The 23412-nt window shown below is 38.7% G+C and carries 19 protein-coding genes; 15 read left to right on the plus strand and 4 right to left on the minus strand.

The window, feature by feature from the left end; all coding sequences use genetic code 11:
* Positions 1-63 precede the first annotated feature (63 nt).
* From METBO_RS10940 to METBO_RS10985, 10 genes are all read left to right on the plus strand, one after another.
* A complete protein-coding gene (locus METBO_RS10940; RefSeq protein WP_013645776.1) occupies positions 64-849 on the plus strand; it encodes a 50S ribosomal protein L11 methyltransferase in 786 nt (261 codons plus the stop codon).
* A complete protein-coding gene (gene hycI, locus METBO_RS10945) occupies positions 809-1312 on the plus strand; it encodes a hydrogenase maturation peptidase HycI (protein ID WP_013645777.1) in 504 nt (167 codons plus the stop codon). The genes METBO_RS10940 and hycI overlap by 41 nt, the downstream gene beginning before the upstream one ends.
* Before the next feature lie 124 nt (positions 1313-1436).
* Positions 1437-2576, plus strand: coding sequence for an ATP-grasp domain-containing protein (locus METBO_RS10950; RefSeq protein WP_013645778.1), 1140 nt, complete (start codon positions 1437-1439; stop codon positions 2574-2576).
* Between the two features lie 109 nt (positions 2577-2685).
* On the plus strand, positions 2686-3759 hold the full coding sequence (locus METBO_RS10955) for a glycosyltransferase family 4 protein (protein WP_013645779.1): 1074 nt from the start codon (positions 2686-2688) through the stop codon (positions 3757-3759).
* Positions 3760-3788: 29 nt separating this feature from the next.
* Positions 3789-5249: a Mur ligase family protein gene (locus tag METBO_RS10960; RefSeq protein WP_013645780.1), complete on the plus strand. Its 1461-nt coding sequence runs from the start codon at positions 3789-3791 to the stop codon at positions 5247-5249.
* Positions 5250-5462: 213 nt separating this feature from the next.
* Positions 5463-6875 (plus strand): Mur ligase family protein, encoded by a 1413-nt coding sequence (locus METBO_RS10965; protein ID WP_013645781.1) that lies wholly within the window; start codon positions 5463-5465, stop codon positions 6873-6875.
* Complete coding sequence (locus tag METBO_RS10970) at positions 6868-8394, plus strand: Mur ligase family protein (RefSeq protein WP_013645782.1); 1527 nt, start codon at positions 6868-6870, stop codon at positions 8392-8394. Before METBO_RS10965 ends, METBO_RS10970 begins: the two co-directional genes overlap by 8 nt.
* A 134-nt stretch (positions 8395-8528) precedes the next feature.
* Complete coding sequence (locus tag METBO_RS10975; protein ID WP_013645783.1) at positions 8529-8969, plus strand: hypothetical protein; 441 nt, start codon at positions 8529-8531, stop codon at positions 8967-8969.
* A 13-nt stretch (positions 8970-8982) separates the two neighbouring features.
* Positions 8983-10242 (plus strand): hypothetical protein, encoded by a 1260-nt coding sequence (locus METBO_RS10980; protein ID WP_048186770.1) that lies wholly within the window; start codon positions 8983-8985, stop codon positions 10240-10242.
* An 80-nt stretch (positions 10243-10322) separates the two neighbouring features.
* Entirely contained in the window at positions 10323-10703 is a 381-nt protein-coding gene (locus METBO_RS10985; RefSeq protein WP_013645785.1) for a DUF356 domain-containing protein, read from the plus strand.
* Between the two features lie 52 nt (positions 10704-10755).
* On the opposite strand, the gene METBO_RS10990 is transcribed toward METBO_RS10985, so the two are convergent.
* Positions 10756-11232, minus strand: coding sequence for a multiprotein bridging factor aMBF1 (locus METBO_RS10990; protein WP_013645786.1), 477 nt, complete (start codon positions 11230-11232; stop codon positions 10756-10758).
* Positions 11233-11836: 604 nt separating this feature from the next.
* Here METBO_RS10990 and METBO_RS10995 point away from each other — a divergent pair.
* Positions 11837-13069, plus strand: coding sequence for a proteasome-activating nucleotidase (locus METBO_RS10995; protein WP_013645787.1), 1233 nt, complete (start codon positions 11837-11839; stop codon positions 13067-13069).
* Positions 13070-13294: 225 nt separating this feature from the next.
* Here METBO_RS10995 and cobK read toward each other — a convergent pair whose 3' ends face one another.
* The 3 genes from cobK to METBO_RS11010 are packed head-to-tail and all read right to left on the minus strand — an operon-like array spanning position 13295 to position 16990.
* The gene (gene cobK, locus METBO_RS11000) at positions 13295-14095 is read right to left on the minus strand and encodes a precorrin-6A reductase (protein WP_013645788.1); all 801 of its coding nucleotides are present in this window, start codon (positions 14093-14095) and stop codon (positions 13295-13297) included.
* Entirely contained in the window at positions 14092-16605 is a 2514-nt protein-coding gene (locus METBO_RS11005) for a calcium-translocating P-type ATPase, PMCA-type (protein WP_013645789.1), read from the minus strand. The genes cobK and METBO_RS11005 overlap by 4 nt, the downstream gene beginning before the upstream one ends.
* Positions 16589-16990, minus strand: coding sequence for a UPF0146 family protein (locus tag METBO_RS11010; RefSeq protein WP_013645790.1), 402 nt, complete (start codon positions 16988-16990; stop codon positions 16589-16591). Before METBO_RS11010 ends, METBO_RS11005 begins: the two co-directional genes overlap by 17 nt.
* A 26-nt stretch (positions 16991-17016) precedes the next feature.
* Here METBO_RS11010 and rimI point away from each other — a divergent pair, with 26 nt between their 5' ends.
* The 4 genes from rimI to METBO_RS11030 all read left to right on the plus strand — a co-directional run bounded on the left by rimI (position 17017) and on the right by METBO_RS11030 (position 23304).
* A complete protein-coding gene (rimI, locus tag METBO_RS11015) occupies positions 17017-17451 on the plus strand; it encodes a ribosomal protein S18-alanine N-acetyltransferase (RefSeq protein WP_013645791.1) in 435 nt (144 codons plus the stop codon).
* Between the two features lie 197 nt (positions 17452-17648).
* Positions 17649-18731 carry a glutamine-hydrolyzing carbamoyl-phosphate synthase small subunit gene (gene carA / locus METBO_RS11020; RefSeq protein ID WP_013645792.1) on the plus strand — a complete coding sequence of 361 codons (1083 nt, stop codon included), beginning with the start codon at positions 17649-17651 and terminating at the stop codon, positions 18729-18731.
* A gap of 112 nt (positions 18732-18843) precedes the next feature.
* Complete coding sequence (gene carB / locus METBO_RS11025; RefSeq protein ID WP_013645793.1) at positions 18844-22026, plus strand: carbamoyl-phosphate synthase large subunit; 3183 nt, start codon at positions 18844-18846, stop codon at positions 22024-22026.
* 126 nt (positions 22027-22152) lie between these two features.
* Entirely contained in the window at positions 22153-23304 is a 1152-nt protein-coding gene (locus METBO_RS11030; protein ID WP_013645794.1) for an amidohydrolase family protein, read from the plus strand.
* Positions 23305-23412: the final 108 nt, after the last annotated feature.

Consider the following 23412-nt stretch of genomic DNA (forward strand, 5'->3'; position numbering starts at 1 on the left):
TTTTTCCTTTTTTTTATTTTTAAATGCATGGTGTAATTGAATTCATTTTTTATTCTAAATCATATGACACTTGTAAACACTCCGTATCACCACAACTTAAGATCTGATTATGAAAGGTTGGCAGGATTCTTCGAAGCCATCAAAGAAAAATCTAAGGGCACAGTTTTTGATCTTGGAACAGGTTCGGGTGTTCTATCTTCGTGGGCAGCACAGTATGCAGATAAGGTTGTGGCTGTAGAAATTAACAGAACAACCTCAAAAATTGCCCAAAGAAATCTTGAAGCCTTCAACAATGTTGAGGTAGTGAATGCCGATGCAAGTAAGTATCAATTCAGTACCAAGGCAGATGTTATAATCTGTGAAATGCTTGACACAGCACTCATAGATGAAGAACAGGTACCTGTACTCAACTCAGCACTCAAGTACTTGAAGGAAGATGGGGTGATAATTCCATGTGGAATTATTAACTGTATAGAACCAGTTGAATCATCATGTGAACATATATCTTATGAAGAAGATGGTTTTCCTAAAAATTCTGTTCTTGGAGATCCAATATTCTACAGTAAACTAATGTTCAGCAAACCTGTTGAACCCAAGTTCAAGCAAATGTTTATGATCAAGATCAACAGAAAAGGAATAGTTAATGGATTGAAGTTAACAACATTCACTTTAATAACTGAAAAGATTATCTGCGGACCAACACCCATGTTAAATCCCCCTCTAATAATTCCTCTGAAGAAAATTAATGTGGTTGAAAATGATATGCTGGAAGTTAATCTGAGTTATGAAATGGGCGGAGGACTGGAAAGTGTTAGAGCAAGAGCTGAAAAAATTCATCCAAAACCATGAAAATATCATATTTCTATGCATTGGCAACGAAATGCGGGGAGATGATGCAGCAGGACCCATCATAGCCGAAAAATTCGGCCAGGAAATTCAGAAACATCCAGATAAGTATCTGATGATGAGTGTGGTGAATGCAGGCACAGTACCTGAAAATTACACCGGAATGATACGATCCAAACAGCCCTCACACATCATATTCGTTGATGCCGTTGAAATGGGCCTTGATCCTGGAAGTTTAAGACTGGTTCATCAGGATGAAATTGCAAGTTACAGCATATCCACCCATGCAATGCCACTATCGTTCATGATAAAATATTTGAAATCATTTTCTGATGCTGAAATAATATTGATTGGAATACAACCCAAATCCCTTGAAATGTTTGAAGAAATCTCTGAAGAACTTAAAGAAGGTATTGAATCCTTGATGATAGAACTTATAAGGATTTTTCAGTGTCAAGATCCATGAAATAGAAGCTAATATTAAAGAACTCAATGGATCATAGATATAATATCCAAACATTCGATTAGGATTTCAAAATAAAAATTTAAGCAAATCTGTAATATTTTTCAATTAAATAAACTGTGATAAAATGAAGATACTTTTTATAGGCGCACGTTTGTTCGACGATGTAGCACTTTACACCAAACAAAATACAATTAAAACCATTATAACCGAATCTAATTCTGAATCACCAAATCTTAAACTTTCAGACCAATTTTTTGAAGTTTCGAGGGGAATGGAAGAACCCATGAAAATTGCTATTCAAGAAGAAGTTGATGGAGTGGTTCCCCTGATAGGTGTTGATGGTCCGCTTGTTGATGTTGCAAAGATGAAAGAAATCCTTGAAAAAGACCATGGCATCCCAGTAGCAAGTTCAGGTGTTAAAGCCGCTTCAATCTGTGCAGATAAAATTAAAACCAAACAATTCTTTGTTGATAACAGTATTGAAACCCCTGAATTTTTTAAACTCTCAAAAAACAACAATGCTAATTTATTAACGAAACTACTATCTAAATCCCCAGTTGTGCTGAAACAGGGCAGTGGCCAGGGCGGATCAGGCATCAAAATCGTTTCAAAGTTTGAAGAAGTTGGAAACTACTTCGATGGCTTTGATGAAACATTGGCAGAAAAATTTCTGGAAGGGTACGAAGTATCCATCGAAGTATTGAGATGGAATGGAAAAACCATTCCACTGGTTCCAGTTCACAAGGGAAAAACAACTATAAATGGTTTGCACCCCCTAAAAAAGGTTAAAAAAGCACCTCTAGATATTGATGGTGTTGACAATGATTTAAATAACGAAGAGATCCGGAAAATAGCCATTAAAATTGCAGATACCCTCAATTTAGAGGGAACTGCCGACATCGACCTGATATTCGACATGAAAACCGGAAAAAATTATGTGATTGAAATCAATGCAAGGCCGAGCGGAACTCGCTACATAACTGGTGCTGCAACCAATGTTTATATCATGCAAGAACTCGTGAAGATGGTTTCTGGTGTGTGGGATCCCTCTGAACTAAGGGACAGGATCAAAAATTATTCTTCCATCGAAGTACCAGTTGGAAGTTACAGCTCTTCTAAGAACAACTACAAATTCAGGGAATTTAGTGGTGAAAATTCATGGATAATTCATGGTCCAGAAAACCATGAACGCATCACGATCAGGGGCGATTCAATGGCCAACGCAGTTAAAACTGCCGAGGATTTGAAAATTTTATTGGAGTAGTACATCCATAGATATATATCAATCTAAAATTTATTGAAATAACAGTAAAAATTATAACTTTATAAATGAATCTGACCAAAATTATCAAAATAGAGTCATAGGTGGTATCTTGAACAATTTTAACCTGGAAATCTTCATATTCTTACTCGCATTCTTATCAACTGCAATTTTCACGTATTTGGTTAAAAAATTCTTGAAGTATGCAGATGTAAAAGACAACCCGATAGTTACTGAACACAGCCATAAAGCTGGTACACCCACAATGGGCGGAATTGCCATTCTCATGGGAGTTTTGTTGATTGCATGTGTGTACTACACAAATTCACAGCTTGTTTTAACAGTTTTAATAATGATGGTTGCTGGTATTGTTGGTTTGATGGATGATCTAATAGGCCTCAAAACCAAGGAAATTCAGAAAGTTGTTATGAACAAGAGTGCTGAACCAGTTGAAATTGGAAGATTAACACTCAAAAACGGAGAAAACGCCAGAGTTACCACACCTAAAGCAAAAAAAGATCTTGAAGAGCTTCTTAGAACTGATAAAGTTGAAATCATTGGTGAAGCACCTATAAAAAGTGAGATTAAAGAGAATGAAAAAATAGCATCCCAAATTTTGGTTTCACTCTTCTTAGTTGCTTCAGGAGCTGTTGGTGCTTCAGTTCTTGGTTTCAATATTGGATTGTTGATCATACCCGTGGTGATCTGTGGTATAGTTGGATCAATCAACTCAGTGAATTTGATAGACGGTATGGATGGACTCGCAGCTGGAATACTGGGAATAGCATCAATTGCTTCGGGACTTTTCGCATTTTCCAAGGGAAACCCAATGGGAGCATTACCATTTATAGTAATAGCAGGAACATGCTTCGGTTTCTTGGTGTTCAACAGATATCCTGCATCCATATTCATGGGAGACACAGGTTCCTTTGCCCTTGGTGCTGGATATATTACCGCAGCATTTCTTGGAGACGTCGTATACTTCGCAATCATAGCACTAGCAGTTCCAATAATATCCGTTATCATAAGCCTTCTTCACAGGGCACATGTCATCAAACTGCCTGTTGAACCACTCCACCATACACTGCATTACAAGGGACTGTCCGAAAAGAAGATCGTGGCAGTTTACTGGGGAGCAACCATAGTAATTTCAGGTGCAGCACTCTTCATCTACAACGTGATCTAAAAAAAAACTTAGAACATTTAGGGGATAATATGACAGAATTAACAACTTCCTATCTGGCCAATAAAATCGATGGAAAATTAACAGGGCCAGATATAGTTATTCAGGGAATTTTCACCTTCTTAAACCATGCAAAACCTGGAGATGCAGTTATTAGACATTGGATCGATGAAAAGGGTGTGGAAATAGCAAGAAATAGGGGTGTTTCATGTGTTGTTACTCAAAACCCCAAGGGTGATGCCGTGAAAACAGCACAAGAACTTGATTTTCCATTGATAATCACCCCAAAAATTGAACTTGCCAATGCATTTGCACTCAGATGGTCCATTGAAAAATTTGCCCCTGGATCCATACGAGTGGTTGTAACAGGCACCAATGGAAAGTCAACAACAACCCACATGATACAAAACATACTTAATCATGCAGGTTACAACTGTTACACCAACACAGATTCTAAATCTGAATTTAACACCTTGATTGACCCTGTTGTTTCTGATCAAATATCACGTTTCAAAGCAAAAACCAAAAAACCCATTGATGCAATGGTGGTAGAAGTTTCAGAAGTTCAGGGATGGATGGATAAGCTCATGAAAGATCATGCTTACCTAATGACAGATGCAGTTAAACCAGATGTTCTGGTTCTGACCAACATAACCATGGATCATATTGGTCTAATCAATTCCATTGAAGAAACCTACGCCGAGATATACGGAGCCCTGGCTGCAGTAGAAAAATCATGCCAAAATAACTACGCTGTTTTAAATTATGATGATCCGCTTCTAAGAAAAATGGCTGGAGAAATTGTGACCTGTCCAAGCATAATATCCCACGGTTCTGTTGAACCAGATTTTAATCCGGATCTAACTGTTAAATCCGACGGAATACACCATGAAGATGAACTGTTTTTAAAGATGGAAGATCTTCCATTTAAAAGTAAGCACTTCCTACAAAATACAATGGCAGCCATAGGTGCGTGTTTGGCACTGAACATCGATACCAGTGCCATAAAAGCTGGAATTTTGTCTTACAGTCCATTAAACAGAAGATTTTCAATTCTTTACCAAGAACCTTTGATAATAGATGATTTCGCCCACAACCCCGACGGAATCACAGCAACCATTAAAAGCGCCTCTGAAATGTCTGAAGGCACCCTGATTATCTTGTTTGCAGTCCGAGGATCTAGGGGCGAAGTCATAAACCGTTTAAATGCAGAGGCACTTGCATCTGCCCTTCAAGCCGTTGATTACTCCCTGATTATTACAAGCAGTTCTGAAGTTGTTGACGAGTTGAACACTGTTCATGCCTCTGAAATTGAGGTTGTGAGGAAAGTTATGGATGAACATAAACTAGAACACACCTTCAAAGAAGAACTGGAAGATGCCCTAAATTACACCTTGAACACCGCAAAAAAGGAAGATACTATTCTATTAATTGGTGCCCAGGGAATGGATCCTGCTAAGGACATTTTAAACCGGATAAAAGGTCCAGAATAAAATTAATGAATTTAATACCCTATTTATTTTAAAATACACCCAATATCTGCCTAGTTTAAATCGTGGGGATCAGTTTTACTCATTGTCATGGCCATTAGAATGAGAAATTGATAAGTACTACTTGGAAATAATACTTAGTAGATTAAGATTTAAATCTGATTAAAAGAAATAATATGGATTACAGTGTTTAAAAGATTCTTGTGAGAAATTGTTATGAAGTGTTTAGTAATTGGTGCAGGTAATGCTGGAAGGCCCGTGGCAAGGATATTGAATTATGTTGGGAACAGCATCCTGATGACAGACAGAAAAAAAATGAATGAATTCCCTCAAAAAGTGCAAGAAACCCTAAAAATAATGGAAAATGAGGGTGTGGAATTAGCGTTTGATTTTGATAATTTTGAGAGTTTAAAATCTGAAGAAATTGAATATGCATATGTGGCCCCAACTGTGCCTCTGAATGCTCCGGTATGGGAGTTTTTAGCTGAGAAGAATATTGAGGTGTTGAGCAACGAATATATTTCAGATATCATCAATAAACAGCTTGAAATTGATACAATTGGGATAACAGGAACACTTGGAAAAACTAGCACAACCCACACAGTGGCAGAAATTTTCAGAGCTGCAGGTTACAATGTTTGGTCGTGTTCTTCAAGGATGGGAAACCTGTTGAGCGAAGTGATTGTTGATGGAATAGTTAATGGACTTCATAAAAGCAACGATGTTGCCGTGCTTGAACTGCCCCATGGAACATCCAGGTTGATGTCCAAGGTGGAGCTCAAAGTGGGAATCATAACCAACATCTTTCCAGATCATCTTGACGAGTTCGATTATTCAATGGAGAAGTATGTTGAAAGGAAATTATTCATCACCCAATCCAGTGAAATTCTTATTTCAGGTATTCAATGCAAGGAAAACATAGAATCATTCAGGGACGATGTCATTTACTACTGTCATGAGCATGAGCTTTGCAAGGTTCAGGGAACTTTGGAAAATGGTCTGCTCAATATAAATTACAACATTCCAGAATTGGGATTGGAAGGTAATTTCAACACCCCATTCAAACTCAGGGGATACTACTTCGATAATTCCATTGGAGCTGCAGCAGCAGCGCTTGCATACGGAATCAGCGAAGAATCTATAAAAAAGGGGTTATCTAATTTTAAAGGTATTGAAGGACATATGGAATACATTGGAAATTATAAGGACAGGGAAGTTCATTTTGATGCCGCCTTTGTACCTGCAGGACTTATAAATACCCTTGAAAGCTTTGATAGCGAGAATTTAGTTGTGGTGGTGGATAACCCTGACAGCACCAATCCTCGGGACAAGGTTAAGGTGGGTGAAGTCATTGGCAAATATGCTAAGGTAATAATCTGCAGCGGATACAACGAAACAACTAAAAAGTTTGATGTGAAAGCAGCAAACGATGTTATTAAGGGGGCTCAAAAATCACCGGCTATAAAGTTAGCGACCGAAGACATGTTTGTTGCAGGAGAACTCGCAATCAAACACTCAGAACCAGGTGATATTGTAGTCCATGTTGGGCCTGGAGCCATCACCAACTACGATGATCTCAAATTTAAAATGATGTCAGGCATTAAAGAAGGGTGTAAAAAATATGATTAACTCTGAAAACAGGCAGAAACCTGTTTACGGTGTGGTAGGAATCTGTGGAGTTGTTGGAAACCTAGTTTCCAGGATGTTGATGGACAAAAAATTCAGGGTTATGGGAACAGATATGAGCCCGGCCAAAGGATGCACATTTTTGTACACACTCGAAGATTATGATTTTCCCAAATTCCTAGAAAACCATCCCGAATCATTTTTTAGTGATTCAGACATCATCATACCGCCACCCAGCCTAGGTGAAGATTCAGAGTTATTCAAGCTAATTTCAGAACATGGCAATGATGTTATGACTGTGGATGATTGTTTAAACCAGTTTAAACCAGATAAACCAGTTCTGTGTGTCAGTGGAACCAATGGAAAAACAACCACCACAACGCTGCTTAAACATATATGCCGAACTATGGACCTTAAACCAACGGAACATGGTTTCATCAAACTTCAAGGAAACATAGATTACATTCCTCCACTGCAGGCCAGGTTGAAGGGAGATGTTGCAGTTCTTGAAACAGGAACCTTTGGAAACACTGGTGACCTGGAAATTATGATGAAACGCTGCGAACCTGATTGTGGTGTTTTAACAAATATTAACCCCGACCATCTGGATAAAACCCATGATTTTATTAACTACGCCCGGATCAAAGGAGAATTTGTGGACTACTTCCAGAAGAAGAAACTCATCATCAACTCAGACGATCCAACAGTGTGGGGTTTGATAAAAAACCCAGATTCTGTGATAAAGTTTGGAGTGGATACAACGACTGAAGATGTGGGTTACAAGGAATGCTGGTGTGGTAATGAAATTGAGATCAACGAAACAATAACAGGATCAGGCTACTACCAATGTGAATGTGGACTCAAACGTCCCGAACCAGATTACCTTGCATTTGATGTTGAAGAATCTGAGGGAAGGTTCAAACTCAAAACACCAGATTCTGTTTTTGAAGTGAAAATGAAGCTCATCGGACTTCACAATGTTTACAATGTCACAGGTGCAATTGTGGCTGCAAGGGAATATTTCAACCTGCCCATGGACAAAATTCTCACTGCAGTTGAAACCTTTGAAGGGGTTTCCGGAAGAATTGAACATCTCTTCACCCATGAAGAAATGGAAGTTATCCTCGATTATGGACACAACCCCGCAGGAATTGAAACTGTTTTAAGAGAGCTTAAAAAGGTTTATGAAACCATAACAGTAGTTTTAACAGTTTCTTCCGAATCAGGTGAACATGGAGACGTGGAAATATTTGATAAAGTGTTGAAGTTTGGAGATTTCATAGTTCCAGCATCCCATGCATCCAGAGTAGTTGCAGAAACCAAGGTTGAAGAAATTGAATCTGGAAAAATTGTGCTGACAAGTGAATCCGTGGTTAAATTCGATAAAACTGGAACACTCGGCGCAAGTTCAGACCAAGTGTTAGATGGGATGAAAACTGGTTTGAAATGTAAATCTTCAGCATTAATATGTCTTGGAGAAGCCGCATTCAAGTATAAAAAATCAATTTTAGAATTGAAATAGTTTCTATGAAAAAAAATAATTACATTATGGCATAGTTTTAAATCTTTTAAAAATAATCTAATTAGATCAGATAAGATCAATAAACATATTAAATATTATAATTTCATATTTCAATGCACTGAAGGTGAATTAGAATGTTCATAAAAATTAGGAGAGATACCTTAATAATTTTATTACTGGCATTCCTGCTTATATTTTCAGGGAGGGTCATGACTTACATGTCATATGCCTCATCAACCACCTCTGATCAGGGAGTTCCAATTTCTGGTGTGATTGTTAAGGGTAACGATATTGTGCCATTAGATTCTATTAAAAATAGTATGGCAAATGTTGGTTTTAGATCAGGCAGTTACATCCAGGGAGATACTTTAGTCACGTCTAAGCGGCAAGTTCCCTTGAATGAAGCCATAGATAATGCTAAGCAAGCTGTTATGCTGACAACGATACCAGGAACGCAGATCACGCCAATTGTTGCGGCCGATGTAGAAGTGGATAATTCAACAGGAATTGTTACAGTGAACGTGATTGAAGACTTCTCAAACATATACATAAAAGGGCTGAATGGAACATATTAAGGGGCTGAAATTCATGAAGAGATCAAATTTAGTCGGAATTTTACTGTTCCTAATGACGGTCGGTATGTTGGTTCACACCTCTGCCGCTACAATGAACGTTGTTGTTATAACAGACCCTACAGGACAGGATCCAAACGGTGCTGCAGCAGGAAGTCAGTCCTGGGCAGAAAACATGTTCCAGTCCACATTCATCCTTTCAAAAGAAAAACATTTCTGTGTTCTCTCGGGTGGTGAGGGTAACGAAACCCCAAGGCTCGGTGCTATTGTGTCAGCTGTGAACAACCTTGAAAATGGAGGAACAGCAGCTTCTGCAGCAACACTTGCAAATGGATTTTCAGGTATTAGGATCATGACTGGAGGACCTACCATCGGTGCTGCTGTCGGAGGATACTTCTTAGCATACGTTGTGGTTGTTTCAGATAACGGTACCATCACCATAACTCCCTACAATGGAGGTTTAGCAGTTCTACCCCCCGGAACTAAGGGAGCTATTATTCACCTGAGAAACACTCCAGGTAACCCTCAGTACGGTACTGCAGATGCTGTGCGTCTACAAACAGCGGAAATGATGGGCCAAATGATACGGGATGGTTATCCTGCCACAGATGTGGTTGCAGCTGCATTTAAAAATGTTGCAATAAACGCCGGTGAAAAACATGGTGGAGGTGCTTTAAACCTTGTTTCTGGTATAACAACTGGGGACATGTTCACACCTACCGAATTAAACACCACTGGTTTTTCAATGGATCAACCCTACAGTAAGATCAGTGATAATGGTTGGAGTGTGGCGTATCCTGAGGCTGCGAATTATGAAGTCAGTCCAATTGATGGATCAAATCTTACAACGGTTTACGCATATCAAGCACTGCAAAATGCCATAACAGTGGATTCAAACACAACATCGGTAGCTGTTTATGGTACAGATGCACCGGGAGTTGCTTCAACAACCCAAGAAATAGTTCAGGCATCTGTTTCAAAACATGGTTTTAGTGGAACACAAATTGCAAAGGATATCAACAGCGCAATTTCAAATGGATTGCTAGTTGGGGTAAACAATGTTGAAGCCAGTGATATCAATGTGAATCAAAATCAAAAAGCTGTTGGTGTGTATTTCAAGGCACTGCCAGATGACAGATCATCCCCACCATGGAACCTACCAATAAGCTCAAACATACTGAACCTGTTGGGAAACATGCAAACTGCCATAGGAATAATTCTGGTGATACTGGTGTTGTTTAGAAGCACGTTAATATCATCCTTCCTAAAGAAGTAGTAAAAAAATGCGGAATAAATGATGAATTTATTCCATTTAAATTATTTTTAATTAAAAGATTTTTTATAGGAGAAATTTTTATGGCATTAATTTTAATAAGAGCAGAAGACCAAAGTAAACTTTTAAACACCCTCGCAGATATCGAGAGACATGCTGGCCTGAAAATTAGTGGTAAACCCAGGATCATGGATTCAAAAAAGGCAGATAACATAGCAACTAAAATTTTGAAACAAAAGATAAGATCCAGATCAGCCATAGCAGTTCTTGTGAAGGTGGTTGACGACACAACCAAGAGCATAGTTCACATCAGAAAAATACATCCACCAGCACATGTAGTGGTCATAAGCGAGGAATATGCGGAATTTAAAGAATTAGAAGCTAATTTCAATAAATTAAGTCCCCTGAGAGGATATTATTCCCATAAGAGTGAAAAATCTTCTGATTCTAAAAAAGAAGATTGAATTGATAATTCAACATTAAAAAAAAAAATTATTTAAGAAAAATAGGGTAAAGTTAGTTCTTTTTTATTCTAGCAATATCCCCTATTGTTGCTTCTCTAACCTTTGCATGAGCCAGTTCATCCATTGCTGTCCCATCATTCTTTTCTATAAGAACCACTTTCAGTGTTTTCTCGAGTTTCTTTGCAAGTTTAATATCTGGAACCATTTTACCGGATTCTATTCTGCTTATGACTGAAGCCTTTTCATACAGCTTTTCACCAAGTTCTTCACGAGACCAACCCTTTTTTTCACGGGCATTACGCACTAACTGATTGAAATTTTCAATAACTTCCTCGGTAGGTTCCTGTGGTCGTGAAGTTCTTCTGGTCCCACTAGAACCCCTTGGAGCTCCTCTTCTCTTTGGTTTAGGAGGTTCTTTTTGAACTTTACCAAACTTTGAGCATTCTTTACAAGTAAGCATGATTGAACCATCAATTTTAGTTTTCAATGGTTCTTCAACTAGTTTTTTTCCACATATCTCGCATCTCATGACGATCCCTTTAACTTGTAATCATTGTTACATACATAAATCCCACATCTAAAAAGTTCAGATGTAAATTGAGGATTATGTTACTAAGTGTTTTTTAACTATTTTTTTATGGAATATCTATTTTAAAGTTTTGGACATTTGAAGTTTTGGAGACTACAATAAATGAGTGGTTCCTCATTTGATATCAAACTATTCTTCCAACATGATCACCCATGATAAATTGACAAAACAGGTTCTTGTGAATTAAAGAAAATTGTTTTCAACTGTTTGGATGCTTAAATTAACTAGCTTTAACCAGGGTCATATCATAAGGGTTTTCCGCAATTCTAGAACCATGAGTTTTATTTGGTTTAAACCAAAATATTAATTTGTTTGGGCCTTAAATTTTCTTTCAATACCATAGTTTCAAATAGGGTTAGATTGGGATATATATAATAAATACAAAACATAAATCCCAATTTCTATGGGCAGAACAAACGGTTTAACAAAGTTTAGTGAGGTAATTAAAAACCTCCACGAACCTTTAAATAATATTAAGGACAATAAATCCATAAATAATTAAACAATTATTTTTTTTAATAAAAGTTAGGAGTGAGCGAGGATCATGGAAAACATGTCCCCAAATGTACTGAAAAAAATTGAAGACCTTAAAAAGGAGATAAAAATCCTTAAAGAGGACAACACCAAAACCAAACGTAACCTTATGTGGAAGGTTAGAAAACTTGAAAAGGATAAGGTCCTCATTGAAAATGAAAAAATGAGGCTCGATAGGGAGGTCAAATCTCTCAGGGGCGAAATTGAAAGATTCAGATCACCACCTTTAGTTATTGCAACAGTAACTGAAGTATTAGACGACGGGAGAGTTGTGGTTAAAAGCAGCACAGGCCCTAATTTTGTTATTGGATATTCAAGATTCTTAGATGAAAAGTCACTTGAACCTGGGGTTCGTGTGGCTCTTAACCAGCAGACATTTAGCATAGTGCATGTACTGCCATCAGAAAAGGACCCACTAGTTACAGGTATGGAAGTTGATGAAAAACCAGATGTTGAGTATGCTCAAATAGGTGGATTAGAGGAACAGGTCGTTGAGATCAAAGAAACTGTTGAACTTCCACTTAAAAAACCAGAGCTGTTCACCAACATTGGTATCGAACCTCCGAAGGGAGTTCTACTTTACGGACCTCCAGGAACTGGAAAAACTTTACTTGCCAAGGCAGTTGCCCACGAAACCAATGCAACCTTCATAAAAATTGTTGCATCTGAATTCGTTAAAAAATACATTGGTGAAGGTGCCAGACTTGTTAGGGGTGTTTTCGAACTTGCAAAGGAAAAATCACCGAGTATCATTTTCATCGATGAGATAGATGCTATAGCAGCCAAAAGACTGAAAAGTTCCACCAGTGGAGACAGAGAGGTTCAGAGAACTCTTATGCAGTTACTAGCAGAGATGGACGGATTTGAAGGTAGGGGTGATGTTGGAATTGTTGCAGCAACCAACAGACCGGACATATTAGACCCTGCACTTTTAAGACCTGGTCGTTTCGATAGATTCATCGAAGTTCCTATTCCAAACGAGGACGGCAGAATGGAAATACTCAAAATCCACACCAAAAATATGTCCCTAGATGAAGATGTGGACGTTAGACTTGTTGCATCACTTTCAGAGGGTGCTTCAGGTGCGGATCTTAAGGCCATCTGTACAGAATCCGGTATGTTCGCAATAAGAGAAGAAAGAACAACCGTTACAATGAACGATTTCATGGACGCTATTGATAAAATAGTGGGTATGGAACACGACGAAGAGATGAAAAAAGAAGCAGGCGTAATGTTTGGATGATCCAGTGAATAACTGGATTTTTTCAAAATTTTTTTTAAAGTATTATACGTATAATTTGCGACTCATTTAATCTATTATACCAATTGTTAATTATTAGAAAAGGAAAAATAATTGTATTAATCATAAGCTGGCCTGTGATGAACCCTATGAGCTCTGATCAATGATGACTGATGGGCGATCTGAGGCTTGCACATTTACTCATTTTAGTGGGCTAGAAAAAATTATTCAACCTAAATTAGATTTAAACCTTTTTACTTCGTTGATCAATTCAGGAATATCTGAGTAAACCTTAGATTTTTTGAGTTGTTTAATTTCTGGCCTTTTAACCATTACAACCGGGATTTCAAGTTGGGATGCTGCTTCTAATTTAGATAATGTTCCTCCAGATTCTCCGCTTTCCTTGGTTATTACCACGTTCACGTTGAATTCTTCCATGAGTGCCCTGTTAAAGTCTGATGAGAATGTTCCCTGCATTGCAACGATATTTTCACTCGGAATTCCCAGTTCAAGACATTTGTTTATGGAGTAAACAGCTGGAAGCACCCTTACAATAATTGAATGTGCTGAGATCTTTTCTAACACCTGCGGAAGTGTGGATACACCTGCAAGATGCATTATCCTCCCATTTTTTGTTTTGGAAACTAGTTCAGATGCAGTTTTGGAAGCTTCCTTAAAATCTTTCACAACATGGATGCCTTTGATTGTATGGTGCTGGGTTGCGGGTCTTTCAAATCTGAGGTACTCAATTTTTGCACTGTTAGCTGCGTCTAGAGCAGTTTCTGTTGCTTGGGATGCGAATGGATGTGTGGCATCAAGGAGAAGATCTATTTCTTTTTGTTGAATAAGTTCAACCATGGCTTCAACTCCCAGCCCACCCACCTTTACTTCATCGGCACCTGCATCAGATGCAAGTTTCGCACCGTAACTGGTTGTTGTTGTTGCGGTGATCACAGTATCATCAATGGCATGAAGATAGTTGATTATCTTGACTGCATCTGATGTACCAGACATCACCATAACATTCATTTTATCACCTTTTCACTCACGAACTCTGAAATGAATATTGTCAAGGCAACGCACACAATCATGAGCCAATCCAAACCAGTGATGGCGGTTGTTTTGAATATGTGCTGGAGGAATGGAACGTAGATGGCACACACCTGTAAAAGGAAAGATGCTGCAACTGCTATGAGTAGGGTTTTGTTTGGAAGTTTGCCCTTGGCCTTGCAGTTGAATACATTGAATATCTGATACATGACAAACACTGTGAATGCAACTGTCATGGCTTCTATGGTTGTTGCACCGCTGTTGAGTTTGTAGGTGTACAGAAGAAGGGTTCCTATGCTCATTACTACGCCTGCAATGGCCATTCTAATGAGGTTTCTTCTTGAGATGATGTTGCCGGTTGTTGGTGGTCTTTCCATGACATCGGGTTCTGATGGTTCAACACCCAGTGACTGGGCTGGAGGACCGTCCATTATTATGTTTATCCACAAAATCTGGATTGGATTGAATGGTATTGGTAAGTTCATTAATGAGGCCGAGGTTATGGTGAGTATGGCACCTATGTTGGTTGACAGTTGGAATTTAACGAATCTTTTTATGTTGTCAAATATGGTACGTCCCTCTTCCACAGCATCCACTATGGTTGCAAAGTTATCGTCTTGAAGCAGCATGTCACTAGATTCCTTTGCAACATCTGTACCTGAACCCATGGCCACACCAATAGCAGCCCTTTTGAGAGCAGGAGCATCATTCACACCATCTCCAGTCATGGCCACTACTTGTCCTCTGGATTTAAGGGCCTCCACAATTCTCACCTTCTGTTCTGGAAATACCCTTGCGTAAACATTTACAGTGTTCACAACTTCCCTGAACTCATCATCACTAATTTTTTCAAGTTCCGGTCCTGTTAAAACCTTTCCATCTTTAAGAATTCCAAGTTCTGAAGCAATTGCAGCTGCAGTGTCTTTGTTGTCACCTGTGATCATGACCACATTTATTCCTGCCTTTTCACACTGTTCAACTGCTATCTTAGCTTCTTGCCTCGGAGGATCCATCATTCCAACCATTCCAACGTAGATCAGATCCTCCTCCAATGAATTGTTACCCTCTAAATCCTCTGAATCATCCATGATCCGGTAGGCCATTGCAATAACTCTCAATGCCTTGGAGGTCATGGTTTTAAGTTCATCCATGGCTTGAGATTTATTTTCTGTTGTTAAGTCTTGGACTTCTCCATTCTCTTCTAGGTAGTTGGATTTTTCCAAGATGATCTCAGGGGCTCCCTTAACAAGTACGTACCTCTTATTTTGGAAGTTGTTCACCGTGGTCATTCTTTTTCTTTCACTGTCCAGGGGCAGTTCATAGAGACGTTCATGTGTTTTTTCAAGTTCTTCCCGTTTGTAGCCATTTTCCTCAGCATACAACAGTATTGCCCCATCTGTTGGATCACCAATGATCTTTCCCTCGGAGATATGGGAATTGTTACAAAGTGCAGATATGGTTAAAGCCATTTCAGACGATTTAATACTGGTTTCACGCACAGTCATCTTGTTCTTGGTTAGGGTTCCTGTTTTATCTGTACATATGGTGGTACACGATCCCAGGGTTTCCACTGCAAGGAGTTTGCGTACAACAGCATTTCTTCGGGCCATTCTCTGCATTCCAAGTGCGAGTGTGAGGGTTAATATTGCAGGTAATCCCTCTGGAACTGCTGCAACTGCCAATGAAACTGCTGTCATGAAATTTTCAACTATTGGCACTCCCTTGAAGAATTGGAGTGCAAATATTCCAGTACAAACAACCAGGGCAATGAGTCCCATTAATTTGCCAAGGCCATGTATCCTGTCTTGGAGTGGTGTTTTCTCATCCTCGACCTGGATCATTTCAGCAATTCTTCCAATGGCAGTGTTCATTCCAACCTCTACAACAACTCCCCTTCCCCTTCCCTTGGATACGTAGGTATCCATGAATGCTAGGTTTGAAGTTTCATCCTCTGAAACGGTGTTTTCAACTTTGTTGGATGGTTTTGATTCTCCTGTGAGTGCAGATTCATCCACCATTAAATCATGGGCTTCTAACATCCTGATGTCTGCAGGTATGCTGTCACCCTCTTCAATGATCACAACGTCACCAACTGTGAGTTGGTTGGCATCTACGCTCTGAACTTCACCGTCCCTCACCACAACTGCAGTTACAGTGGTCATGTTTTTCAGTTGTGCCATGGCATTTTCGGCCCTGTTTTCCTGTACAAATCCTATAACTGCATTTAAAACAACTACTAAAAGAATAACTGCTGCATCTGTTGTGTCTCCTATGAATGCTGCGGCTATGGCCGCCACAATAAGTAGTATGATTAGGAAGTCCTTGAATTGGTTGAAAAATTTGGTTATTGGACCTGCCTTTTCTTCCTCAACAAGTTCGTTCTTCCCGTATTTAGCCATTCTATCGGGTATTTCATCGGATTTTAACCCATTGTAATCTGATTTTACCATATCTAGGGTTTCTTCCGTTGTTTTAATCTGCCATTTCATTATTACACTTCTTGTAAAATATTGCTGTTTTGTAATTTATGAGTTTAAATTTTTTATCGTTCAAAAAAGATTCTGTTAAAAAGGGTTTTATAATAATATCTGCACCCACAGTATCAGCTACTGTTTTTATAGGCTTTTGAAGTTCTTCTGGAGGCCTTATTGAGTAGATAAGCGAAGCACCCCTGTATATTTCCAAGTCTGGATCGTTGATATCATCTACCGTCACCGTTGGATGGTAAGGTTTAATATCTGTCATGATGATATCCATGTTAAGATGTTCTTGCAGTGTGAGGGCAACCCTTGGGAAATTTCCCATACCGACCTCAACTATCTTTGAAGCATCTTTGTAATTTGTAATGATGTATTCTGAAAAATCTTTCCACATTTTTATCACTTTTATTGGAGAAATTTATGATAATAAGAGAATTTAAACGTCAGGACATAAAAAGAGTCCTAGAAATTGAGAAGGCATCCTTCAATGATCCCTACCCTCCAAACATTCTCATTGATATTTACAATTTAGGTGCTGGATTTCTAGTTGCCCAGGAAAATAATAGGATTGTAGGGTATATTATATTTTGGATCAAATATGAAGATGAAGGCCATATCATTTCAATTGCTGTGGATAAAAATTTCAGAAGACTTGAGGTTGGTACCAAACTTGTGGAAGCCAGCATAGAATCCTTCAAAAAATTCAGTGTAAAGATACTGAAACTCGAGGTAAGGGTAGGAAATACAGGTGCCAGAAAATTCTATTCTAAAATTGGATTCAAGGAATATAAGGTTGTTGAAGATTACTACGAAGATTTAGAAGACGCTGTAATCATGACCAAACCCATGAAGTAGTACCTTAATTTGGGTGAAGTTTCATGCAAATAATCTTATTACTGCAATGAAAATAATATTTTATTAACTACACTATGGGATAACTATACTCATAATAAAAAATCTAATTAAACATAGTGTACAAAACTATGATGATGGAATATGTTTTTACATTGAATATTAAAATTTTTTAATTTAACAGTTTAACCGGTGATGAAATGCTAAAAGAGGCTAAATTAGCTTTAGAAGATGGTACAATACTTAAAGGAGAGGGGTTCGGTTTTGAAACCATAAAGACTGGTGAGGTGGTTTTTGCTACTGGAATGACCGGATATGTTGAGTCACTCACAGATCCATCTTATAAAGGCCAAATACTCATGTCAACCTATCCTTTACAAGGAAATTACGGAATATCAAGAGAATGGTTCCAATCAGAAGGAATTAAGGCGGAAGGATTTATTGTTAGGGAACAGAACAACTATCCATCCCACAGACTCTCCCAAGAAAATTTGAATGACTTTTTAGAAGAATTTGAAGTTCCTGGAATCAGTGGGATAGACACCAGAGCTCTGACACTCAAGATCAGAGAACATGGAGCAATGAAGGGAGCAATTTCAACCGAAGAAATTGAAGATGATGAACTTTTAAAGCTCACAAAGGAACAGACAGAAATTCAGAATATGGATCTGGTTGATAAAGTATCTGTAAAAAAACCCACAATAATCGGTGAAGATAATAAGCACAGAGCAGTGATTCTTGACTGTGGAATAAAAAAGAACAGCATAAATGCTTTGTTAAAACGCGACATCGGTGTGGTTTTAGTACCCTACAAAACAGGTTACAAAGAGATCATGGACTACGATCCTGAAGCTGTGCTTGTTTCAAGCGGCCCAGGAAACCCAACACGTGTCACTGAAGCAGCTCAAACAGTGCTTGATCTGTCAACTAAACTCCCAATATTTGGAATATGCCTAGGTCAACAGATAATATCCCTGGCCTTCGGAGCCAAGATCAATAAAATGAAATTTGGACACAGGGGAATCAACCAACCTGTTAAGGATCTTAAAACTGGAAAAGTATCCATAACCTCACAAAATCATGGATTTACCTTAGACCCAAATTCATGCAAGGATATTCCAATCAACATTACCCAAATAAATCTTAACGACCACACACCTGAAGGATTAGAGCATGAAGAACTGCCAATAGTCAGTGTTCAGTACCATCCAGAGGCAGGTCCAGGTCCGCATGATTCTGATAGTTACTTCGACAGGTTCCTTGAAACCCTGAAGAATTACTAGAACAATGAAAGTTAAGTACTGAAAAATACAATTTTAGATGAATCTCATAAAATTATTTACTAAATAAATGGATGAATTAATAGATCATTATGAATTAAAGGTAGGATTGTAAATGCCAAGGGACAAAGAAATAAAAAAAGTTCTCATCATTGGTTCAGGACCCATCCAAATAGGTCAGGCTGCTGAATTTGACTATTCAGGTTCTCAAGCATGTAAATCTCTCATGGATGAGGGTATCGAAACAGTTCTTGTAAACAGTAACCCTGCAACCATACAAACAGACGTTGATATGGCAGATACTGTCTATGTAGAACCATTGACACCAGAAATAGTTGCCAAAATCATAGAAAAAGAAAAACCAGACGCCATATTACCCACTATGGGTGGACAGACCGGGCTGAACATTGCAACAGGGCTAGAAAAGATAGGAGCCCTTAAAGATGTTGAAGTAATAGGATCATCTGTTCAGACCATTAGAAATGTTGAGGACAGGGAACTCTTCGGTAAATTCATGCTAGAACTGAATGAACCAATACCGCACTGTAGAGCCGTGACAACATTGGATGAGGCAATAGACGCTGTTACTGAAATTGGATATCCTGTGATTGTGAGACCCGCCTTCACTCTTGGAGGTACAGGGGGCGGTGTAGCCCATAATCAAAAGGAACTGGTGGATATTGCCACAAGAGGACTGGATATGAGTTTCATAAACCAGGTTCTCATTGATGAGTCTGTAATTGGATGGAAAGAATTTGAGTATGAGGTTGTTAGGGACAAAAACGATACATGTATCATTGTATGTAACATGGAAAACCTCGACCCCATGGGAATTCACACTGGAGAAAGTGTGGTTGTTGCACCTTCCCAAACCCTTTCAGATGTGGACAACCAGAGACTCAGAAATGCATCCATCAAGATCATAAGGGCTCTGCAAATTCAGGGAGGATGTAACATCCAGTTTGCATTCAACGCCGAAACTGGTGCTTATAAGGTTATAGAAGTGAATCCTAGGGTTAGTCGAAGTAGTGCCCTTGCATCTAAGGCTACTGGTTATCCTATTGCCAAGATATCATCTAAGATCGCTGTTGGTATGACTCTTGATGAAATTCAAAACGATATTACCAAGGAAACACCGGCATCATTTGAACCATCCCTTGACTACGTTGTTGCCAAAATTCCAAGATGGCCCTTCGACAAGTTCAAGGCCATTAAAAGGGAAATTGGTGTGCAGATGCAGTCCACAGGGGAAGTTATGTCCATTGGAAGAACCATTGAAGAATCTCTTCACAAGGCCATAAGATCCCTTGACATAGGTAAATTTGGATTTGAAGATGTTCCATACACCGATGAACTTTTAAAGTATCCCACAGATGAGAGGTTGTTCCATCTTTACACAGCACTCAAGGATGGTAGAGATATTGATGAAATATACGAACTTACTAGAGTTGACAGATTCTTTTTATACAAAATTCAAAGCATAATTGACCATGAAAACTATCTGAGGAATTTAAGCCCTGAAGAAGTGCTCGACCCAGAAGTTTTATACAAAGCCAAGAAAATGGGATTCTCTGATAAAATCTTGTCCAACATAACATCAATCCCTGAAAAATCAATAAGGGATTTAAGAAGGGAGAAGGGAATTGTTCCAACCTATAAAATGGTTGATACATGTGCTGCAGAATTTGAAGCTAAAACCCCATATTACTACGGTACCTACGAAGGTGAAGACGAAGTAACTGTATCCCATGATAAGAAGAAGGTTGTTATTATTGGTGCAGGACCAATTCGAATTGGACAAGGAATTGAATTTGATTACTGCTGTGTTCATGCATCATTGGCTCTTAAAGATGAAGGAATAGAGACCATTATCATAAATAACAACCCTGAAACAGTGAGTACAGATTACGATATATCTAACAAACTTTACTTCGAACCTTTAACACTCGAAGACGTCATGAGCATCATGGACAAGGAAGAACCTGACGGAGTCGTAGTACAGTTTGGAGGACAAACATCCATAAATCTTGCAGTACCCCTTGCAGAGGAAGGTATTCAAATCCTTGGAACTGCACATGAAAGTATTGACAGGGTAGAGGATCGTGAACGTTTCACAGAAGTACTGAATCTTCTTGAAATTCCCCAGGCAGACTACGGAATTGCGTACTCATTCGAAGATTCAAAGTTGGTTGCAGATAAAATTGGATACCCAGTACTTGTTAGACCCTCCTATGTTCTAGGTGGAAGGGCCATGGAAATTGTCTACGACGCCAATGAACTTAAAAGGTACATGAAGGAAGCAGTTAAGATATCACCAGAACATCCAATTCTAGTTGACAAATTCCTTGAAGATGCCATAGAAATAGATGTGGACGCCCTTTCAGATGGAGAAGACGTTTTCATAGGCGGAATAATGGAACACATCGAAGAAGCAGGAGTGCATTCAGGAGATTCTGCATGTGTTATACCTCCACAAAGCATATCTAAAGAAGTTTTAGATACCATGAAGGAGTACACAACCAGACTCGCCCTGGAACTGGAAGTTGTGGGTCTCATGAACATCCAGTACGCTGTGAAGGATGAAAAGGTTTACATACTCGAAGCCAACCCAAGAGCCAGCAGAACTGTTCCATTTGTAAGTAAAGCAGTTGGAGTTCCACTGGCTAAAATTGCAGCCATGTTAATGGTGGGGTACAAACTCAAAGACCTTGGATTGAAGGATGAAATTGTGGTAAACCATGTGTCTGTCAAGGAATCCATATTCCCATTCATAAAACTGCCAGCAGCAGACTCTGTACTCGGTCCAGAAATGAAATCAACAGGAGAAAGCATGGGTATAGATGAAAACTTCGGTGTATCCTACTACAAGGCCCAACTCTCTGCAGGTATGGAACTTCCTAAAAAGGGTAAACTATTCATAAGTGTGAGGGACTCTGATAAGAACAGCATTCAAGACATTGTTGAAAAGGCAGAGAATCTTGGATTCGAACTGGTAGCTACAAATGGAACTGCACAAGCAGTAGAAAGCTACGTGAACATCGATACCATACGCAAGGTGAGCCAGGGATCTCCCAACATAAGGGATGCAGTTGTAAATGGTGAAATAGATCTCATAGTCAACACCCCCTCTGGAAAACAATCTGCAGATGATGGATATTATATCCGAAGAATGGCAATTGAAATGGGAATACCATATGTAACAACACTTGCAGGTGCACGTGCAGTGTTAAACGCAATTGAACATGTTAAAGAAGGAGAGATCGGTATTAAATCTCTTAATGAATACCATTCCAGTTAAACCACTCCTTTTTTCCATAAATTTTTCTTTTTCTATTCTACAAAAAAAATATATTTTAAGAAGTTCATGGGTTTTTAATTAATTTTTGCCAACACTCAAATACTACAATAAAAATAATTTATTCTGATGATCACCATTAAAAATGCCAAGGTCCTCTGTCGCGAAGCCATGGAACTTCAAAAATTGAACATCATCATTCAGGATAATGAAATTGTTGAGTTAACTCCCAGGGGTTCCAAGGGAAGGGTGGTTGATGGACAAAACTGTGTTGCTGCCCCCTCACTAATAAATTCACATGTTCATATTGGAGATTCTGTAGCCAAGGATGTTGGTGATGGAGAACCAATTGAGAAAATTGTGAAACCACCAAATGGAATTAAACATCGCATACTGGGCGAAACATCTTCAAAAGAAATGATGAATTCCATGAGAAACTCCATGGAAGAAATGCTTCAAACAGGCACAACTACCTTCGTTGATTTTCGAGAAGGTGGTGTTGAAGGCATTGAAATTCTGGAGGAGGCATCTAAAAATATTCCCATAAGAAAAATTGTCTTGGGAAGGCATGCCTCATTTCAAGAATCTGATGATCTAACTCAGATTAAGATGGCAGCCAAGGAAATCTTAAATCACTGCGATGGCATTGGTTTAAGTGGTTTTGGTGAAATTAAAGATGATGTAGCCAGGCTCATTGTGGAAACCTGTGATGAAGTTGGTAAGCTGTCAGCCATACACGTGGCAGAGTATTTGAAGTTACAAAGTGAATCACTTAATGTACATGGAAAAACCGAAATTCAAAGGGCTGTAGATGCAGGTTTCAACCTATTGATCCACATGACTGAACCTGTTGACCACGACCTTGAAACTGTTGGTAGGTCAAATGCCACAGTTGTTTCCTGTCCAAGATCCAATGGTGCTCTTTCAGTGGGAATTCCTCCAATAAAAGCCATGCTAGACAATGGCGTGAATGTGGCCCTCGGCACTGATAACTTGATGTTCAACTCCCCAAACATGTTTTCTGAAATGGAGTATGCATTGAAGGTTACCAGGGGTATTTACAAAACCCATTTAGATCCGCTTGAAATTTTTAAGATGGCAACAGTTAACCCTGCCAAAGCTCTAGGACTCGAAGCAGGAGTCATAGAAGAAGGTAAAATTGCAGATATAATGTTAATTAAAGGCGTGTCCGGAGATCCTATCTTATCAATCATAAACAGGACAAGATCTAAAGGTATTAACACTTTGATCAAGGATGGTTCAGTAGTACTTGGTGCTTGAACAAATTGGACTCAAGCTCTTCCCAACTATTTTGGGTTTTAAACCATTAAATAACTTGATAAACTTAATAATAAATATAATTCTAATTTCAATTTAAAGAAAATCTTT

This window comes from Methanobacterium lacus, from assembly GCF_000191585.1.
In the GTDB taxonomy this organism is placed as follows: Archaea; Methanobacteriota; Methanobacteria; order Methanobacteriales; family Methanobacteriaceae; genus Methanobacterium_B; species Methanobacterium_B lacus.

What these genes read in the sequence shown, in the direction of transcription:
- METBO_RS11005 (WP_013645789.1), bottom strand. Translation starts at nt 16,605, where the DNA reads ATGAAATGGCAGATTAAAACAACGGAAGAAACCCTAGATATGGTAAAA.
- METBO_RS10960 (WP_013645780.1), top strand. Translation starts at nt 3,789, where the DNA reads ATGACAGAATTAACAACTTCCTATCTGGCCAATAAAATCGATGGAAAA.
- METBO_RS10965 (WP_013645781.1), top strand. Translation starts at nt 5,463, where the DNA reads ATGAAGTGTTTAGTAATTGGTGCAGGTAATGCTGGAAGGCCCGTGGCA.
- METBO_RS11030 (WP_013645794.1), top strand. Translation starts at nt 22,153, where the DNA reads ATGATCACCATTAAAAATGCCAAGGTCCTCTGTCGCGAAGCCATGGAA.
- METBO_RS10985 (WP_013645785.1), top strand. Translation starts at nt 10,323, where the DNA reads ATGGCATTAATTTTAATAAGAGCAGAAGACCAAAGTAAACTTTTAAAC.
- METBO_RS10980 (WP_048186770.1), top strand. Translation starts at nt 8,983, where the DNA reads ATGAAGAGATCAAATTTAGTCGGAATTTTACTGTTCCTAATGACGGTC.
- METBO_RS11010 (WP_013645790.1), bottom strand. Translation starts at nt 16,990, where the DNA reads ATGTGGAAAGATTTTTCAGAATACATCATTACAAATTACAAAGATGCT.
- carB (WP_013645793.1), top strand. Translation starts at nt 18,844, where the DNA reads ATGCCAAGGGACAAAGAAATAAAAAAAGTTCTCATCATTGGTTCAGGA.
- METBO_RS10995 (WP_013645787.1), top strand. Translation starts at nt 11,837, where the DNA reads ATGGAAAACATGTCCCCAAATGTACTGAAAAAAATTGAAGACCTTAAA.
- METBO_RS10950 (WP_013645778.1), top strand. Translation starts at nt 1,437, where the DNA reads ATGAAGATACTTTTTATAGGCGCACGTTTGTTCGACGATGTAGCACTT.
- carA (WP_013645792.1), top strand. Translation starts at nt 17,649, where the DNA reads ATGCTAAAAGAGGCTAAATTAGCTTTAGAAGATGGTACAATACTTAAA.
- METBO_RS10990 (WP_013645786.1), bottom strand. Translation starts at nt 11,232, where the DNA reads ATGAGATGCGAGATATGTGGAAAAAAACTAGTTGAAGAACCATTGAAA.
- METBO_RS10975 (WP_013645783.1), top strand. Translation starts at nt 8,529, where the DNA reads ATGTTCATAAAAATTAGGAGAGATACCTTAATAATTTTATTACTGGCA.
- cobK (WP_013645788.1), bottom strand. Translation starts at nt 14,095, where the DNA reads ATGAATGTTATGGTGATGTCTGGTACATCAGATGCAGTCAAGATAATC.
- rimI (WP_013645791.1), top strand. Translation starts at nt 17,017, where the DNA reads ATGATAATAAGAGAATTTAAACGTCAGGACATAAAAAGAGTCCTAGAA.
- METBO_RS10970 (WP_013645782.1), top strand. Translation starts at nt 6,868, where the DNA reads ATGATTAACTCTGAAAACAGGCAGAAACCTGTTTACGGTGTGGTAGGA.
- METBO_RS10940 (WP_013645776.1), top strand. Translation starts at nt 64, where the DNA reads ATGACACTTGTAAACACTCCGTATCACCACAACTTAAGATCTGATTAT.